Origin of the sequence: Bacillus cereus group sp. MYBK101-2 (assembly GCF_051918845.1) — a bacterium.
Taxonomy (GTDB): domain Bacteria; phylum Bacillota; class Bacilli; order Bacillales; family Bacillaceae_G; genus Bacillus_A; species Bacillus_A paranthracis.
In genome coordinates, this window is the sequence record NZ_JBQAIE010000002.1 from 568,086 (window position 1) to 582,497 (window position 14,412).

Genomic DNA, 14,412 nt, shown 5'->3' on the forward strand with positions numbered 1-14,412 from the left:
ACCTCACTTACAATATAGTCTTGGTCAAAATAGGATATGTGTGTGACAAATAAAGGGTAACATGTACAAGTTGAATTGGGAAGATGGCTAGATAAGGGGGTGGAGTATGATTGAATTGGAATTTAGCGTGGAGCGTCTTAGGGAAGAACAAATAGGCGATATTGTAGCATTATCATCTTATATTGGTTGGGATTATAACAGGGAAGAAGTTGAAACAATTTTTAACTCAGGTATTGTATATGGCGTATGGAATGAGAGAAAGGAACTTATTGCTAGCGCAGCAATAATATTATACGGGGAGGCGTTGGCATCTATCGGAATGGTAATTGTACATCCAGATTATAAGGGAAGAGGAATTGGAAAGATGATTACAAATTCATGCATGAATAGCGTATCAGCTCAAACTCCATTTATGCTTATTGCTACGGATGAAGGGAAACCTTTATATGAAAAATTAGGATTTAGAGCAGTAAGTTATGTTTCTAAATACATATGTAACTCGTACAATGCGAATGATTATTGTGTAAGAAATGAAGATTATGTGATGAACTATGAAGAGGGTGAGTTAGAAAAAATAATAAAAATAGATGAATATGCGTTTGGAACAAATAGAAAAGAGTTTTTAAAGAAAAGAATTATGCAAAGTGAACAGTGCACTGTTGTAAGGGACAAGGAACAAAATGTATTAGGTTACGGTTTAAGCATACAAACACCAGAAAATAAAATAATAGGACCGGTTGTTGCTAAAAATGATGAGATGGCAATGAGAATTGTACATGATTTAGCAAAAGGGCATAATGGTAAATTAAGAATTGATGTACTAGAAGGAAAGAAAGATTTCATGAAAGTATTAGAGATTACTGGTTTTAAAAAGGTGAATACACCACCAATTATGATGAAAAATAGCGGTCAATTATTAAAAAGGAATAATGAGTTATATAGCATTGCAGCACAAATTTTTGGGTGAAAAAGAATCCTTCTGAACGAAGGATTCTTTTTCGCTAATCACGATATTGATCATGAGTCAGCTGAAAGAGGTCTTCCTCGATATCCCTTACCATAGAAAAATGATCAACATTATAATGACCATGGAGAATTTTATTATGGTGAGAGATAATTTGTTCTGCAGTCAATACGTCAGAATCAGTTGTGGAATGACCGTTTTTAATTAATGTAACATCAAAGCCTTGTACACTTGCTGTCCTCACAGCGGTATCAATACAATGCTCTGTTTTACATCCACCTATAACAATATGGTTAATCTTTTCTTTTTTTAAAAGTTCAAGTAAAGAAGTGCCATAGAATGCGTTTGTGGCTGCTTTATTAATAAGGATTGCAGACTGAGGTACTTGAATTTCATTATGTACTTCAAAGCCTACGCCGCTACCAGAAGCAACATCGATATCTCTTACGAAAACAATAAGGGCATTGGAATCTATTGCTTTCTGCACGGCTGTATTGAGTGTAGATAATAATTCGGTTTTACGAAAAACTTCACTTTCTTTTTCATTTCCATCCATTAATTCTTGCTGCGCATCGATAATTAATAGTGCTTGTTTCATCATGTCTCCCCTTTAATATGGAATAAGTTCCACTGTACATATTCCTTCATATTGTAAAGAAATCCTCTATTTATAAGCGAAGTAGACGATTGATTTACAAAGTTGTCAAAGAAATTTCATTCTCATGGCGTATAAAAACATGTATGATAGGAAGTGGAGAATTTTTGAGTAGGTGGGAATAACATGCAAACAGTAGAAGATTATCTTTCATTCTTACATACGAAAGGATTTAAATTATCAGAGGAAGCACAAGGATTTATTATGTTCGGACAAGGATATACGGGTGCATCTGATGGCATTGTAAACGCAGCAATAGAAGCGACAATTAAGCATCAATTGCAGTTTGATGGCAGTTATTTTGTTGCGTTATTAGAACGATTGAAAGAAGAAGAGATTACAGATAAAAAAAGCGCTAAGGCTTTTATGCGGAAGTTACAAGCGTAACTTCACGCAGCCTGCGCTTCTTTTTTTGTTTTAGAAGGTAATTCAACAAAAACCATGCCTAGGAAAATACAGAGGCATCCGATAATAGCGGAAATAGAAAGTTGTTCGTTTGCAACGAGAACGCCTGTTAAGGCAGCGAAAACGGGCTCCATTGCGAAAATAATTGCTACTCTCGTTGGAGACGTATGTTTTTGTGCTGATGTTTGAATGAAAAAGGCAATGGATGTCGCGAACAGGGAAGTTAGAAATAGAGCAAATAAAAAGGAAGAATTCGTCCATAGTGCTACTGAAAATAATTTTTCCCAATCTTCAAACAAAAAGGCGCAAATAGAAGAAAACATACCGACAGCTAATACTTGCGATGTGCTTAACAATAAAGGTGATATTTTTTTAGAGAAGAAGCCGTTAACGAGAATATGAGCAGCGAAAGCAACTGCACAACCGAGAACGAGTATATCTCCAATGTTTAATTGAAAAGAATCACCTGCTGTTAATAAATATAAACCCGCTGTTGCTACAGCAATGCCAATTACGATAAAAATAGTAGCTTTTTGTTTTAAAAAGATAAAAGACAAGATTGGTACCATAACGATACTAAGCCCTGTTAAGAAACCAGCTTTTGAAGAAGTTGTATAAAGTAAGCCGAATGTTTGTAATACATAGCCGACGCATAAAAAGAATCCAACGGTTAATCCAGCGAGGCTACTCTGTTTTATATGTTGTTTTGAAGTTTTTTTTGAGAAAATCAGTTGAACGAATAATAAAATGATTCCAGCGAATAAAAAACGTATACCATTAAATGTAAATGGACCGACGAAAGACATAGCATTTTGAACGACAACAAATGTAGCTCCCCAAATAAAAGACACAAATAATAAAGCAAGAGGAGCAATCCAATCTTTTTTCACACTCATACCCCCGTTAATTTTGTAAAATAGCTTTTCTAGCTAATTCATCAGCAACTTTATTTTGACTACTTGGAATCCACTTAATAAAAAAGAGATCGAAACTTTTTATGTACTGCAGTGCTTCCTCTAATAGTGGTGCAAACATTTTATTTTTTGCGTATTCTTTTTCGACAGCTCGCTCAACAAGTTGCGAATCTGTACGAAAAGAGACAATGTTATAATTATGCTCCGTGCAATATTTTAATGCCGCAAGTAAAGCGTGGTATTCCGCTTCATGATTGGACATTGTCCCAAGGGGCAATGATAATTGTACAGCGGGTTGAACCCCTTTAATAAATACGCCTGCACCAGAAGGACCAGGATTTCCTTTTGATGCACCATCAATATATACTTCAATCAAAATGAGAAACCTCCAAATGATAAGATGATCCCCTACCTATATGTTTCTTTGAAGTAGGGGATAGAGTAACTTAGCCGATTGTAATACTATAACGACATGTAAATGTTTCATTCGCTTGTAAAGATTGAATTCCTTTTTTTTCCTTGAAATCTTTTGCTGGATTTACTTCATCAGCAATTCCATACCAAGGTTCAATACATAAGAAAGGTGCATTCTCGCCTGGTGTCCATACGCCGACAAATGGGAATCCGTCAAATTCTACTTTTACGAATTTATTATGTTTATGAGAACGGATGGAGATTTCATCCGTATTCATATTTTCAAAAATAAGTGCATCGTTTTTAAATAGGTCGTATGTAAGTGGCAACTCATTCGTACTTTCAGCAATTAGTTGCTTCTTATTTGAAAGGTAAGGTCCTTCTAATACGCTCGTTTCTAAACGCTCTGAACCATTAAAAGATAGGTGGTAATCTGTAAATGACTCGCCCTCTAATAACGGGAAATTGAAACCAGGATGTGCTCCGATTGAGAAGAACATCTCTTTTGAAGCAGGGTTATTCACTTCGTATGTTACATGAACGGTTTGTCCGTCTAGTTCATAAGAAACGAGTAATTCGAATTCGTATGGGTATTTTTTTAATGTTTCTTCATTACTAGTTACAATGTAGGTGATTTTCGTTTCACTTTGTTCTTCTACAGAGAATGTAAGATCACGAGCAAAGCCGTGTTGTGTTAAAGAATAAGGTTTACCATCTACGTAGTATGTATTATCTACTAATCGGCCGACGATTGGGAATAAAATTGGTGCACGGCGTCCCCAATAAGTAGCATCACCTTGCCATAAGTATTCTGTATTGTCTTCTTTTAAGAGAACGCTTTGTAATTCTGCACCTTTGTCAGAGATGGTAACGATCACTTTTTCATTTTGAATTGTTGCAGTCATGAAGTAAAACCTCCTAAATCTTTCATATATTTCATTATACGTTGTCTAAAAGAAAAAGGGTAGTTCATGGTAGGAATCTATTGACGAAAGGGGGGCTACCGCGTAAAATATAGTCTTGTTGCTTAAAAAACGAATAACGTGGTTCGAAACCATCCCACGTAAAAAAACTAAGGAGATTTTGTCATGAATATTAGAACATTAGTCGGTAATGGTATTTTAGCGGCATTATATATTGCTGTTTCTATGCTTATTCAGCCATTTGGCTTTACGAATGTACAGTTTCGTATTTCAGAGATGTTTAATCATCTCGTTGTATTTAATAAGAAAGCAATTTACGGAATTGTATTAGGTGTATTTTTAACGAATCTCTTTTTCTCACCTATGATCGCTTACGATTTAGTATTTGGAGTAGGGCAATCTATTCTTGCATTAGTTGCAACGATTATTTCTATGCGATTTATTAAAGGTGTTTGGGCTCGTATGATTTTTAATACAGTTATTTTTACAATTACAATGTTTATGATTGCAATTGAACTTCATCTTGCATTTGATTTACCATTTATGTTGACTTGGTTAACATGTGCAATCGGTGAATTTGTTGTTATGGCGATTGGTATGCCTGTAATGTACTGGATTAATAAACGAGTACAATTTGAAAGATTTATGTAATAGATGAAAGAGCTATTCCTATAGGGATAGCTCTTTTTGCATGTGATAATATTGAATATAATTCTTTGACTCTTGATAAAATATAATAAAATAAAGTGAGGCTTTCATTAGCTGGATACATATAAGAAGTCTTACATAAGGGGAATCTATAGTATGAAATATAAAATTCATTGGTTGTATAAAACAAAACGCGGTTTTCAGACGGAATTAACGACAGATTATATGAACATAGAAGAAGCACTTCAATTTGCGGAGGATTTCGAGAAAACAGGAAGAGTGAAAGAATTATTATTTTACGATGAAATGGATGCAGAATGGTCATTAAAGGAAATGAAGAAGCTGAGCAAACAAGTGGAGGAAGAACCCCAAGAAATATTCGTTTATTTTGATGGCGGCTATGATGTACAGACGAAAGAAGCTGGTATAGGCATATGTGTATACTATAAAAAAGGAAATAAAAACTACCGAATTCGCCGTAATGCATATATAGAAGGTATATATGATAATAATGAAGCGGAATATGCATCACTATTATATAGCATGAATATACTCGAGGAATTAGGGATTAAGTATGAAGCGGTCACGCTTCGCGGAGATTCTCAAGTTGTACTGCAGCAATTGGCTGGAGAATGGCCTTGTTATGATGAACATTTAAATCATTATTTAGACCAAATTGAGCAAAAGGCGAAGCAAATGAAATTAAAACTTGTATGTGAGCCTATATCAAGAAAACAAAATAAAGAAGCACATCAATTAGCTACGCAAGCATTAGAAGGAACAGTGATTGATAGTCATAAAGAAATAACCGAATAGAGAGGTGCAAAGGTGGATAAAAAGCAACTCATTACAGAGGTAAATGACTTATTAGAAACGTATTGTGAAGGATGTTTTTTGCGAGAACATAACCGAAAGACAAATAGTAAGTATTATGCTCATTCCTTTTGTATAAGACAATGTACAGTTGGAGAAACATTGAAAAAATATGGGGAACAGTTGTCATGAAAAAACATCCAGAGAAAACTCTCTGGATGTTTTTTAGTGCTTCGCTTCATTTAATTGATGCTCACACTCGCTTAATTTCTTTTCCTCATTTATTAAAAATGGCTCGTCTAAATCTGTTGCAACAGATTTCATAATTTCAAGCTGAGAGCGAGCTGCTTCTACAGCAGTAGTAGCATGCTCTAATGTATCTGGATCCATTGAAATTGTCGCTGATCCTACCATTTTTTGTGCTGTTTCTACACGGAATTTCACTTCTTCAAAATCATTTACTTCTGATCCCATTAATAATTCCTCCTTTGTATAGTGCGCATTTCACATAGTTTTTGCTCTGGAAAACGGAAATATACAAAGGAATAACAAAGGAGGTTACCAAGTAAGGTAACCTCCTGTCATATGTTGGATTAAAGTTTTACTACGTTAGCAGCTTGAGGTCCACGGTTTCCTTCAGTGATATCGAAAGATACTTCTTGCCCTTCTTCTAAAGCTTTGTAGCCTTCGCCTTGAATAGCAGAGAAATGTACGAATACATCGTCAGCGCCTTCAATTTCGATAAATCCAAAACCTTTTTCGTTGTTAAACCATTTTACTTTTCCTTGCATGTTACAATTCCTCCTAGAAAACATTTACGTTTTTTCATTTAGTGAAATTCATTTGAAAAGATAATATAAACTAAAAATGCTATAATCTTGAATATTCTGCTAAATGATTAATTTAAATATACACGAATTGGGAGAATTTAGTCAAGTAAGCGATTTTATTTTTTTGTATTTTTAAATAATTTTTTAGCCAAATTTTTTAATAGGTATAGGACAGGCCGAGTATGTAATAGTCTTAATTGAACGCTATACATAATGAGGTGAAAGAATGAATGAGTCTTATTTATTAGATAATGAAGGAATGAGAACGAGAAACGACATACCGAATTGGGTTGTAAAGGAATTTCAAAATTTTTCGAGTGTTGTGCTAGAACCAACTTTTCCGTGCTATTTCGGCTTAACAGCTTTAAAAAAGAATGAACTTCGTTATTCGTTTCTCTCTCATAATGATTGGAGTCATTTGCCACATACAATGTTATCTTTTTTAGAGCTAATGAAAGAGCGTCCAATTGTAAGAAGAGGCTTTTTTCTTTTTGTAGAACCGGAATGTGAGGAGCAATCACTGGAATATTACCGTGATTACTTTTGGAAAGTACTACAATATTTACATGAAAACGATAAGGAAACATGGCCAAAGCAAATTCCTAAAGACCCAGACCATTACTTATGGGAATTTTCATTTGGCGGGGAACCGATATTCGCATTTGGAAACGCACCAGCCTATAAACAACGAAAAACTAGGCATTTAGGAAATTCTCTCGTTATTGGATTTCAGCCACGTACTATATTTGATGGTTTAGAAGGGGATCGTCCTAAAGGAGCATATTCTAGGCAAACGGTCCGTGAGCGAGTTGAAAAGTGGGATCAGCTGCCGAAACATCCTAACATTAGTCATTATGGTGACCCGGATCATCGTGAATGGAAACAATACTTTATAGGAGACGATGTAGAACCGTTAAAAGGAAAATGTCCTTTTCTTCATAAGATAGAAAAGTAAGAGTCATCATCTGGATGGCTCTTTTGCATATTTTGGATAAAAAAGGGTATTTTAGTAGTAAATATTTTGAGGGAAGCTAGTCTATTTTTAATTATTACATCATTACTTAATAGTAAAGGAAGTAGAAAGGATAGAGTGATGTTTGGAGCGATTATACAACAAATTGTATTAGGTATTTCATTAGCTGCGCCAGTAGGTCCGATTAATATTGAAATGTTAAAACGAGGAATTGAACGAGGTTTTTGGCATGCGTGGGTTGTTGGAATTGGTGGAATGACAGCAGATATTTTGTTTATGCTTCTCATCTATTTCGGTTTATCTTCTCTGTTTATGTATACATATGTACAAGCTTTTATGTATTGCACAGGGTTTTTCTTATTATTTTATTTAGGATTTCAAAGTGTAAAACAAGGAATTTCTCAATCGAATATGGAATATAAAAAAGAAGAGGTAGGCGGCCTTAAACAATCGTTTATGGCAGGTTTTTTAATTGCGATATCCAATCCATTAAATCTTGTTTTTTGGTTTGGTATATACGGAAGTACACTTAGCTCATTGCTTACGAAGGTAACGAAACAAGAAGCCTTTTTGTACAGTCTTTGTATTATCGTTGGTATTATTTTATGGAATGTAAATATTGCTTTTTCTGTCCATTTTGGCAGAACTTTATTAAAGCAAAAAGCACTTGGCTATATAACAGCCGGAGCAGGTATTATTTTAGTAGGATATTCTATCCATTTTGCATACAAAGCTTTACAGTTGTTCACATAAGATTGAAGGGGAGATTTTTATGTATCGAACCACTATTGACGGAAAAGAAATCATTATTACGTTAGCACCAAAAATCAGAAAAGAAATTACTGATAGAAATCCACTATATGAAGCGGTATTTCATAATGCAGCAAGATTACTACAAACAAAGCAACCGACGTTTGCTGTAAATCATGAAATATTTGGACTTATCATTGGAGAGGTACAAAGAGGAGAAGTAACAGTGTTTGCGGTGGAACATATTATTCCAAAGCAAAATATATTTGGACCGAACAATTTTTTCTCGACAATAGAGCAACAGGCAAATTTGTAAAGCGTATAGAATAAGATATAGAAAAGAAATAGTCGTAACGATATGTTGCGACTATTTCTTTTGAAAAGGGGGAAGGAAGATGAAGAGGGTGGGGAAAGAGTTCTTTTTACAACATGATATCGTTATTATGTATAGTATTTTATTTGTTTTTATTATTATTTTAAAAATGCAATTTTTCACATGGATCGGTTTGTTAGCATGTTTGTTTGGGATTATTTTTTATACGCTAAACGAATATATGACACACCGGTTTTTATTTCACTTAAAACCACCTAAAAACGTATTTTTATTAAAAATGCTAAGAAGATTACATTATGACCATCACGTATATCCAGATGATTTAAAACTTTTATTTTTGCCTGTATGGTTTAGTATACCGAGCTTTACTATATATTTACTTATATCATACGTGATAACAAAAAGTGTTACCATTACACTTTCATTCGGAATCGGAATGATTATTATGCTTCTCGTTTATGAATGGAAACATTATATTGCACATAAGCCAATTCGTCCCGTCACCAAGTTTGGTAGGTGGCTAAAAAAACAGCACATATTACACCATTATAAAAATGAAAAATTTTGGTTTGGTGTTTCAAATCCAGTATTCGATTTCATATTTGGAACGCTTAAAGATGGAAAAGACGTTGAATTAAGCGAAACAGCTCGTAATTTAGAAAAAGAGAAAAAAACAGAAGTGGTGCGATAAGCACTACTTTTTTATTCTATTTTAATGAGTATGAAAGCTTCACTGGTGCGTAAATTTTATGTTGAAAAAGTATATTAAAAATTTAGGGGAAAATGCCGAAAAATGTCTATCGAAAAATCTTTGCAGGAATGTATGGATTGTCTAAAATGAAAATAAGTTTCTGAATATTTATAAAATTTAGTTTTTGGTTATGCAAGGGGGAATTGTACTTTCAGTAAGAGAGGGGATTAGAGAATGAAACGAGATGATACGTCAGCACGTAAGTTACAAAATGAGGTGAATTATACAGAGGTTGTTCAGTCAGAAGAATTTCAATTGTTATTAAATACGAAAAAGAAGTTTATCGTTCCGATGAGTATTTTCTTTTTAAGTTTTTTTATTACTTTACCTATTTTAACATCGTATTCAAAGGTACTCAATACATCGGCATTTGGTGATGTTACGTGGGCGTGGGTATTTGCTTTTGCACAATTTATTATGACGTGGTCATTATGTATGATTTACAGCAAAAAAGCTGAATCCTTTGATAAAATCTCACAAAATATTCTGCAAGAGATGCAAAAAGGGAGGGGCTGACTTTGAATACAACCGCTTTTGCACTATTTTTAATCATCGTACTTGGTACACTCGTCATAACTTATTTTGCATCGAAGAAAACGAAAAATGCGAGTGAATTTTATACAGCTGGAGGGGGATTAACTGGTTGGCAAAATGGTCTGGCCATTGCGGGAGATTATATGTCTGCTGCGTCTTTTCTTGGTATAGCAGGAGCGATCGCGTTAACTGGGTTTGATGGTTTCTTCTATAGTATCGGTTTCTTAGTTGCTTATTTAGTTGTACTATACTTAGTTGCAGAGCCGCTTAGAAACTTGGGGAAATACACATTAGCAGATATGATTGCGGCGCGTTTTGATGCGAAAAAAGTTCGCGGAGTTGCAGCGCTTAATACGATGACGATATCCATTTTTTATATGATTGCACAATTAGTTGGTGCGGGTGCACTTATTAAATTACTATTAGGAATCGAATATACAACATCTGTATTAATCGTTGGTACACTTATGACTGTGTATGTTATTTTTGGTGGTATGACTGCGACGAGCTGGGTGCAAATTGTTAAGGCAGTATTACTTATGGCCGGTACATTTATTATTTCTGTAATCGTTTTCGCTAAATTTAATTTCAGTGTGACGGAAATGTTCGCGCAAATGAAAACAGCTACTCCGTTAAAAGAGTCGTTTTTAAATCCCGGTGTAAAGTATAAAGATGGTCTTGATACGCTATCTTTAAATTTAGGACTAGTTCTTGGTACAGCAGGGTTACCACATATTCTTGTCCGCTTTTTTACAGTACGTGATGCAAAAACGGCACGTCAATCTGTCGTATATGCGACATGGTTAATTGGCGCATTTTATATTATGACGATTTTCTTAGGATTTGGGGCAGCGGCGTTTGTAGGAAATGAGGCGATTATTAAAGCAAATCCAGCTGGTAATATGGCAGCACCTTTATTAGCGAAAGCATTGGGCGGAGATTTCTTATTTGCTTTCGTATCAGCAATTGCCTTTGCAACGATTTTAGCTGTAGTGGCAGGCCTTGTATTAACAGCAGCATCCGCATTCGCACATGATTTTTATAATGAAATTATCCGTAAGGGGAAATCAACGGAAAAAGAGCAAGTATCCATGGCTCGTTATGCGTCTATTGGAGTAGCTGTATTATCTATTATACTAGCGTTATTTGCTCAAACGTTGAACGTAGCATTTTTAGTTTCTTTAGCATTTGCAGTTGCAGCGAGTGCAAACTTGCCAGTTATATTATTCACAATATATTGGAAGCGCTTCAATACAACAGGTGCCATCTCTGGTATGATTGCTGGTCTTGTATCAGCTATTGTTCTTGTAGCGTTAAGCCCAAATGTATGGAACCCTGTAGCTGGAAAAGCTATATTTGTTGGGGAAGCGATATTCCCATATACGACACCTGGAATTATTTCGATTCCGCTTGGATTTCTTGCAGCGTATTTAGGAACTGTTTTATCTAGTAAGAAAGAAGATGCAGCAAAATTTGATGAAATTCTCGTGAAATCTAATACTGGGCATGGTATTAGTGACGCGTCTTCGCATTAAAAAAGAGGAGCTTTTCGATAGATAAGAAAAGCTCCTTTTTCTTTTGTCATTCTCTTGTAAATAATACTGCTTTGTAAGTAGGATTTGTCTTAATTTTGTGGAATGAAAATAAGCAGGGAGAAATTTAAATCATCATGGTACCAGCGCAGCTTTTGTGAAAAATAAGTTGTTATGGAAGGTGGAAGAAATGATGAAAACGAAACAGACTGATGAATTATTAGCAAAAGATGAGCAATATGTTTGGCACGGAATGCGTCCCTTTAGTCCAAATAGTACAATGGTAGGGGCAAAAGCAGAAGGGTGCTGGATTGAAGATATACAGGGAAAAAGATATTTAGATGGTATGAGTGGTCTTTGGTGTGTGAATAGTGGATATGGCAGAAAAGAGCTTGCAGAAGCGGCATATAAGCAATTACAAACATTATCATACTTTCCGATGTCACAATCACATGAACCGGCTATAAAGCTTGCAGAAAAATTAAATGAATGGCTTGGAGGGGAGTATGTTATTTTCTTCTCTAATAGTGGTTCGGAAGCGAACGAAACAGCTTTTAAAATAGCAAGACAATACTATGCGCAAAAAGGTGAACCACATCGTTATAAATTTATGTCACGTTACCGCGGGTATCATGGGAATACAATGGCAACGATGGCAGCGACGGGACAGGCACAGCGTAGATATCAATATGAGCCATTTGCTTCAGGATTTTTACATGTGACGCCGCCAGATTGTTATCGTATGCCTGGAATAGAAAGAGAGAATATTTATGATGTCGAATGTGTAAAAGAAGTAGATCGGGTCATGACATGGGAATTAAGTGAAACGATTGCAGCTTTTATTATGGAACCAATTATTACGGGCGGAGGCATTTTAATGCCGCCACAGGACTATATGAAAGCTGTTCATGAAATGTGTCAAAAACACGGTGCATTGCTCATTAGCGATGAAGTGATTTGCGGTTTCGGACGTACAGGAAAAGCATTTGGATTTATGAATTATGATGTGAAGCCAGATATTATTACGATGGCAAAAGGGATTACGAGTGCGTATTTACCATTATCAGCAACAGCTGTGAAAAAAGAAATATATGAAGCATTTAAAGGAAAGGGAGAATATGAATTCTTCCGTCATATTAATACATTTGGTGGAAATCCTGCAGCTTGTGCACTAGCACTTAAAAACTTAGAAATTATGGAGAATGAAAATTTAATTGAGCGCTCTGCACAAATGGGCTCGCTTTTATTAGAACAATTAAAAGAAGAAATTGGAGAGCATCCACTTGTTGGGGATATTAGAGGAAAAGGTCTACTAGTGGGAATTGAACTAGTAAACGATAAAGAGACGAAAGAGCCAATTGATAACGACAAAATTGCAAGTGTGGTAAATGCTTGTAAAGAAAAAGGGTTGATTATAGGTAGAAACGGTATGACAACAGCAGGATATAATAACGTTTTAACGCTAGCACCACCGCTTATTATTTCAAGTGAAGAAATTGCCTTTGTTGTTGGAACGTTGAAGACAGCGATGGAACGCATTTAGTAATGATATGGATGATGAACCAGCACGAACTATTTTTGAAAACTGGTTAAAAAAGAACAAGATCGTTTAAAGACAAAACAAAAAAGAGATTACTATCTTATAAGATAGTAATCTCTTTTTATTGTAGAAAGCTTATTTACTTGCTTTCATTGCTTTATCTTTTGCACCAAAAGTGTATTTTAACATTGGTGGTGTAATCATTGTAGTTAAAATAACGACAATAACGATAGCTGTAAAGTAATCTTGTGCTAGTAGACCTGAAGAAAGTCCTGTTCCTGCGATGATAAGTGCAACTTCACCACGAGAAACCATTCCAGAACCGATAATTGCAGAAGACTTAGCATCAAATCCAGTCATTCGTGCACCTAAGCCACAACCGATTAGTTTCGTTAATACAGCGATTACTGTTAATGCTAGGATGAACCAAATTTGATCGCCAATACCGTCAAATGTAATATTCATACCGATACTTACGAAGAATACTGGAACGAACATAGCGTAAGCGATTGGCTCTACTTTCTTTTCTACTTCATGTTTGTAGTTCGTTTGAGAAATCGCAATACCAGCTGCGAAAGCACCGATAATACCAGCAATTCCTAATAGTTCGCCGAAATATGCGAATGAGAAACAGATGATAAGAGCCGCGCTCACGATAGACTCAGATACGCGTAGCGGTGATAACCAGCGCATAATCGCAGGAACACCTTTCCATCCGATTAAAATAATAGAAGCGAAGAATACAACTTTCTTCAAGATAATCATTGTTAAGTTAACATCGTCTGTACCTAGGAAACTCATTGCAAATGCTAATAAAATAACGACAAGAATGTCATCAAATACAGCTGCGCCCAGCATAGTTGTACTTTCACGTGTTTTCATCTTTCCTAAATCGCGAAGTGTTTGTACGGAAATACTAACACTTGTCGCACATAGAAGTAATCCTAAAAATACAGCATTTCCTTGTTCCATTCCCATAATAAGACCAGAAACGTAACCACCTACGAATGGAAGAATGATACCTCCAAGTGCAACAGCTAAAGAAGAATTACGATTTGCGTTTAATTCCTCTAAGTCTGTTTCAAGTCCTGCCATAAACATTAAAAGAATAACACCAACATTACTTAATTGTGTTAGAAGTTCTGAGTTTTCAATCCAACCTAATACAGCTGGACCGATAACGATACCGACAATTAATTTACCTAGTACAGAAGGTTGACCTAATCTAACACTAAGATCACCAGCAAGCTTTGTACTTAATAAAATAAGTGCAATTTGAAAGAAAAATTCGAATTCCATCGGATCCTCTCCTTATCATTTTTATTTTTATCATACGATTTCTCGGAATTTGCCTAATGAAAATATGTAAAACCCATTAAACAAAGGGTCTGATTACAAGTTCTTTTGAACTTGTAATTTGAACCTGTAATTA

19 protein-coding genes and 1 riboswitch are annotated in these 14,412 nt (G+C 35.2%); of the genes, 12 read left to right on the top strand and 7 right to left on the bottom strand.

Features of this window, described 5'->3' with window-relative positions:
• Nucleotides 1-106: 106 nt before the first annotated feature.
• Nucleotides 107-967 (top strand): GNAT family N-acetyltransferase, encoded by an 861-nt coding sequence (locus ACTFSI_RS08250; protein ID WP_000570999.1) that lies wholly within the window; start codon nucleotides 107-109, stop codon nucleotides 965-967.
• 34 nt (nucleotides 968-1,001) lie between these two features.
• On the opposite strand, the gene ACTFSI_RS08255 is transcribed toward ACTFSI_RS08250, so the two are convergent.
• Nucleotides 1,002-1,562 carry a cysteine hydrolase family protein gene (locus ACTFSI_RS08255; protein WP_440045315.1) on the bottom strand — a complete coding sequence of 187 codons (561 nt, stop codon included), beginning with the start codon at nucleotides 1,560-1,562 and terminating at the stop codon, nucleotides 1,002-1,004.
• A 183-nt stretch (nucleotides 1,563-1,745) separates the two neighbouring features.
• Here ACTFSI_RS08255 and ACTFSI_RS08260 point away from each other — a divergent pair, with 183 nt between their 5' ends.
• Entirely contained in the window at nucleotides 1,746-2,006 is a 261-nt protein-coding gene (locus tag ACTFSI_RS08260; RefSeq protein WP_001195212.1) for a DUF6123 family protein, read from the top strand.
• A 2-nt stretch (nucleotides 2,007-2,008) separates the two neighbouring features.
• Here the strand turns inward: ACTFSI_RS08260 and ACTFSI_RS08265 are convergent, their stop codons facing one another.
• The 3 genes from ACTFSI_RS08265 to ACTFSI_RS08275 form a co-directional block, all read right to left on the bottom strand.
• On the bottom strand, nucleotides 2,009-2,914 hold the full coding sequence (locus ACTFSI_RS08265; protein WP_000711147.1) for a DMT family transporter: 906 nt from the start codon (nucleotides 2,912-2,914) through the stop codon (nucleotides 2,009-2,011).
• 13 nt (nucleotides 2,915-2,927) lie between these two features.
• A complete protein-coding gene (locus ACTFSI_RS08270; RefSeq protein WP_000573873.1) occupies nucleotides 2,928-3,314 on the bottom strand; it encodes a reverse transcriptase-like protein in 387 nt (128 codons plus the stop codon).
• 70 nt (nucleotides 3,315-3,384) lie between these two features.
• Entirely contained in the window at nucleotides 3,385-4,257 is an 873-nt protein-coding gene (locus ACTFSI_RS08275; RefSeq protein ID WP_000127427.1) for an aldose 1-epimerase family protein, read from the bottom strand.
• A 132-nt stretch (nucleotides 4,258-4,389) separates the two neighbouring features.
• Nucleotides 4,390-4,434, top strand: a riboswitch (PreQ1 riboswitch).
• Between the two features lie 6 nt (nucleotides 4,435-4,440).
• Here ACTFSI_RS08275 and ACTFSI_RS08280 point away from each other — a divergent pair.
• The 3 genes from ACTFSI_RS08280 (at nucleotide 4,441) to ACTFSI_RS08290 (ending at nucleotide 5,928) form a co-directional block, all read left to right on the top strand.
• Nucleotides 4,441-4,926, top strand: coding sequence for a QueT transporter family protein (locus ACTFSI_RS08280; RefSeq protein WP_001026467.1), 486 nt, complete (start codon nucleotides 4,441-4,443; stop codon nucleotides 4,924-4,926).
• Between the two features lie 153 nt (nucleotides 4,927-5,079).
• Complete coding sequence (locus ACTFSI_RS08285; protein WP_275894630.1) at nucleotides 5,080-5,739, top strand: ribonuclease H family protein; 660 nt, start codon at nucleotides 5,080-5,082, stop codon at nucleotides 5,737-5,739.
• Nucleotides 5,740-5,751: 12 nt separating this feature from the next.
• Complete coding sequence (locus ACTFSI_RS08290; protein WP_000358801.1) at nucleotides 5,752-5,928, top strand: zinc-finger domain-containing protein; 177 nt, start codon at nucleotides 5,752-5,754, stop codon at nucleotides 5,926-5,928.
• Nucleotides 5,929-5,961: 33 nt separating this feature from the next.
• On the opposite strand, the gene ACTFSI_RS08295 is transcribed toward ACTFSI_RS08290, so the two are convergent.
• Nucleotides 5,962-6,210 carry a DUF2564 family protein gene (locus ACTFSI_RS08295; protein ID WP_000534391.1) on the bottom strand — a complete coding sequence of 83 codons (249 nt, stop codon included), beginning with the start codon at nucleotides 6,208-6,210 and terminating at the stop codon, nucleotides 5,962-5,964.
• 119 nt (nucleotides 6,211-6,329) lie between these two features.
• On the bottom strand, nucleotides 6,330-6,527 hold the full coding sequence (gene cspB / locus ACTFSI_RS08300) for a cold shock-like protein CspB (RefSeq protein WP_001161727.1): 198 nt from the start codon (nucleotides 6,525-6,527) through the stop codon (nucleotides 6,330-6,332).
• A 265-nt stretch (nucleotides 6,528-6,792) separates the two neighbouring features.
• On the opposite strand from cspB, the gene ACTFSI_RS08305 reads away from it, so the two are divergent.
• The 7 genes from ACTFSI_RS08305 to ACTFSI_RS08335 all read left to right on the top strand — a co-directional run bounded on the left by ACTFSI_RS08305 (nucleotide 6,793) and on the right by ACTFSI_RS08335 (nucleotide 12,983).
• On the top strand, nucleotides 6,793-7,521 hold the full coding sequence (locus tag ACTFSI_RS08305) for a YqcI/YcgG family protein (RefSeq protein WP_001005941.1): 729 nt from the start codon (nucleotides 6,793-6,795) through the stop codon (nucleotides 7,519-7,521).
• A gap of 138 nt (nucleotides 7,522-7,659) precedes the next feature.
• Nucleotides 7,660-8,292, top strand: coding sequence for a LysE family transporter (locus tag ACTFSI_RS08310; RefSeq protein ID WP_000466557.1), 633 nt, complete (start codon nucleotides 7,660-7,662; stop codon nucleotides 8,290-8,292).
• Nucleotides 8,293-8,311: 19 nt separating this feature from the next.
• The gene (locus ACTFSI_RS08315; RefSeq protein ID WP_000286361.1) at nucleotides 8,312-8,605 is read left to right on the top strand and encodes a hypothetical protein; all 294 of its coding nucleotides are present in this window, start codon (nucleotides 8,312-8,314) and stop codon (nucleotides 8,603-8,605) included.
• A gap of 79 nt (nucleotides 8,606-8,684) precedes the next feature.
• Entirely contained in the window at nucleotides 8,685-9,314 is a 630-nt protein-coding gene (locus tag ACTFSI_RS08320) for a sterol desaturase family protein (protein ID WP_000832152.1), read from the top strand.
• 234 nt (nucleotides 9,315-9,548) lie between these two features.
• The gene (locus ACTFSI_RS08325; RefSeq protein ID WP_000817378.1) at nucleotides 9,549-9,890 is read left to right on the top strand and encodes a DUF485 domain-containing protein; all 342 of its coding nucleotides are present in this window, start codon (nucleotides 9,549-9,551) and stop codon (nucleotides 9,888-9,890) included.
• A 2-nt stretch (nucleotides 9,891-9,892) separates the two neighbouring features.
• Nucleotides 9,893-11,443: a solute symporter family protein gene (locus ACTFSI_RS08330; RefSeq protein ID WP_001098251.1), complete on the top strand. Its 1,551-nt coding sequence runs from the start codon at nucleotides 9,893-9,895 to the stop codon at nucleotides 11,441-11,443.
• 190 nt (nucleotides 11,444-11,633) lie between these two features.
• Complete coding sequence (locus ACTFSI_RS08335) at nucleotides 11,634-12,983, top strand: aspartate aminotransferase family protein (protein ID WP_000850947.1); 1,350 nt, start codon at nucleotides 11,634-11,636, stop codon at nucleotides 12,981-12,983.
• Nucleotides 12,984-13,115: 132 nt separating this feature from the next.
• Here ACTFSI_RS08335 and ACTFSI_RS08340 read toward each other — a convergent pair whose 3' ends face one another.
• Nucleotides 13,116-14,279 (bottom strand): cation:proton antiporter, encoded by a 1,164-nt coding sequence (locus tag ACTFSI_RS08340; RefSeq protein ID WP_000393887.1) that lies wholly within the window; start codon nucleotides 14,277-14,279, stop codon nucleotides 13,116-13,118.
• Between the last annotated feature and the right edge of the window lie 133 nt (nucleotides 14,280-14,412).

What these genes read in the sequence shown, in the direction of transcription:
- ACTFSI_RS08250 (WP_000570999.1), top strand. Translation starts at nt 107, where the DNA reads ATGATTGAATTGGAATTTAGCGTGGAGCGTCTTAGGGAAGAACAAATA.
- ACTFSI_RS08255 (WP_440045315.1), bottom strand. Translation starts at nt 1,562, where the DNA reads ATGAAACAAGCACTATTAATTATCGATGCGCAGCAAGAATTAATGGAT.
- ACTFSI_RS08260 (WP_001195212.1), top strand. Translation starts at nt 1,746, where the DNA reads ATGCAAACAGTAGAAGATTATCTTTCATTCTTACATACGAAAGGATTT.
- ACTFSI_RS08275 (WP_000127427.1), bottom strand. Translation starts at nt 4,257, where the DNA reads ATGACTGCAACAATTCAAAATGAAAAAGTGATCGTTACCATCTCTGAC.
- ACTFSI_RS08280 (WP_001026467.1), top strand. Translation starts at nt 4,441, where the DNA reads ATGAATATTAGAACATTAGTCGGTAATGGTATTTTAGCGGCATTATAT.
- ACTFSI_RS08285 (WP_275894630.1), top strand. Translation starts at nt 5,080, where the DNA reads ATGAAATATAAAATTCATTGGTTGTATAAAACAAAACGCGGTTTTCAG.
- ACTFSI_RS08295 (WP_000534391.1), bottom strand. Translation starts at nt 6,210, where the DNA reads ATGGGATCAGAAGTAAATGATTTTGAAGAAGTGAAATTCCGTGTAGAA.
- cspB (WP_001161727.1), bottom strand. Translation starts at nt 6,527, where the DNA reads ATGCAAGGAAAAGTAAAATGGTTTAACAACGAAAAAGGTTTTGGATTT.
- ACTFSI_RS08305 (WP_001005941.1), top strand. Translation starts at nt 6,793, where the DNA reads ATGAATGAGTCTTATTTATTAGATAATGAAGGAATGAGAACGAGAAAC.
- ACTFSI_RS08310 (WP_000466557.1), top strand. Translation starts at nt 7,660, where the DNA reads ATGTTTGGAGCGATTATACAACAAATTGTATTAGGTATTTCATTAGCT.
- ACTFSI_RS08315 (WP_000286361.1), top strand. Translation starts at nt 8,312, where the DNA reads ATGTATCGAACCACTATTGACGGAAAAGAAATCATTATTACGTTAGCA.
- ACTFSI_RS08320 (WP_000832152.1), top strand. Translation starts at nt 8,685, where the DNA reads ATGAAGAGGGTGGGGAAAGAGTTCTTTTTACAACATGATATCGTTATT.
- ACTFSI_RS08325 (WP_000817378.1), top strand. Translation starts at nt 9,549, where the DNA reads ATGAAACGAGATGATACGTCAGCACGTAAGTTACAAAATGAGGTGAAT.
- ACTFSI_RS08335 (WP_000850947.1), top strand. Translation starts at nt 11,634, where the DNA reads ATGAAAACGAAACAGACTGATGAATTATTAGCAAAAGATGAGCAATAT.
- ACTFSI_RS08340 (WP_000393887.1), bottom strand. Translation starts at nt 14,279, where the DNA reads ATGGAATTCGAATTTTTCTTTCAAATTGCACTTATTTTATTAAGTACA.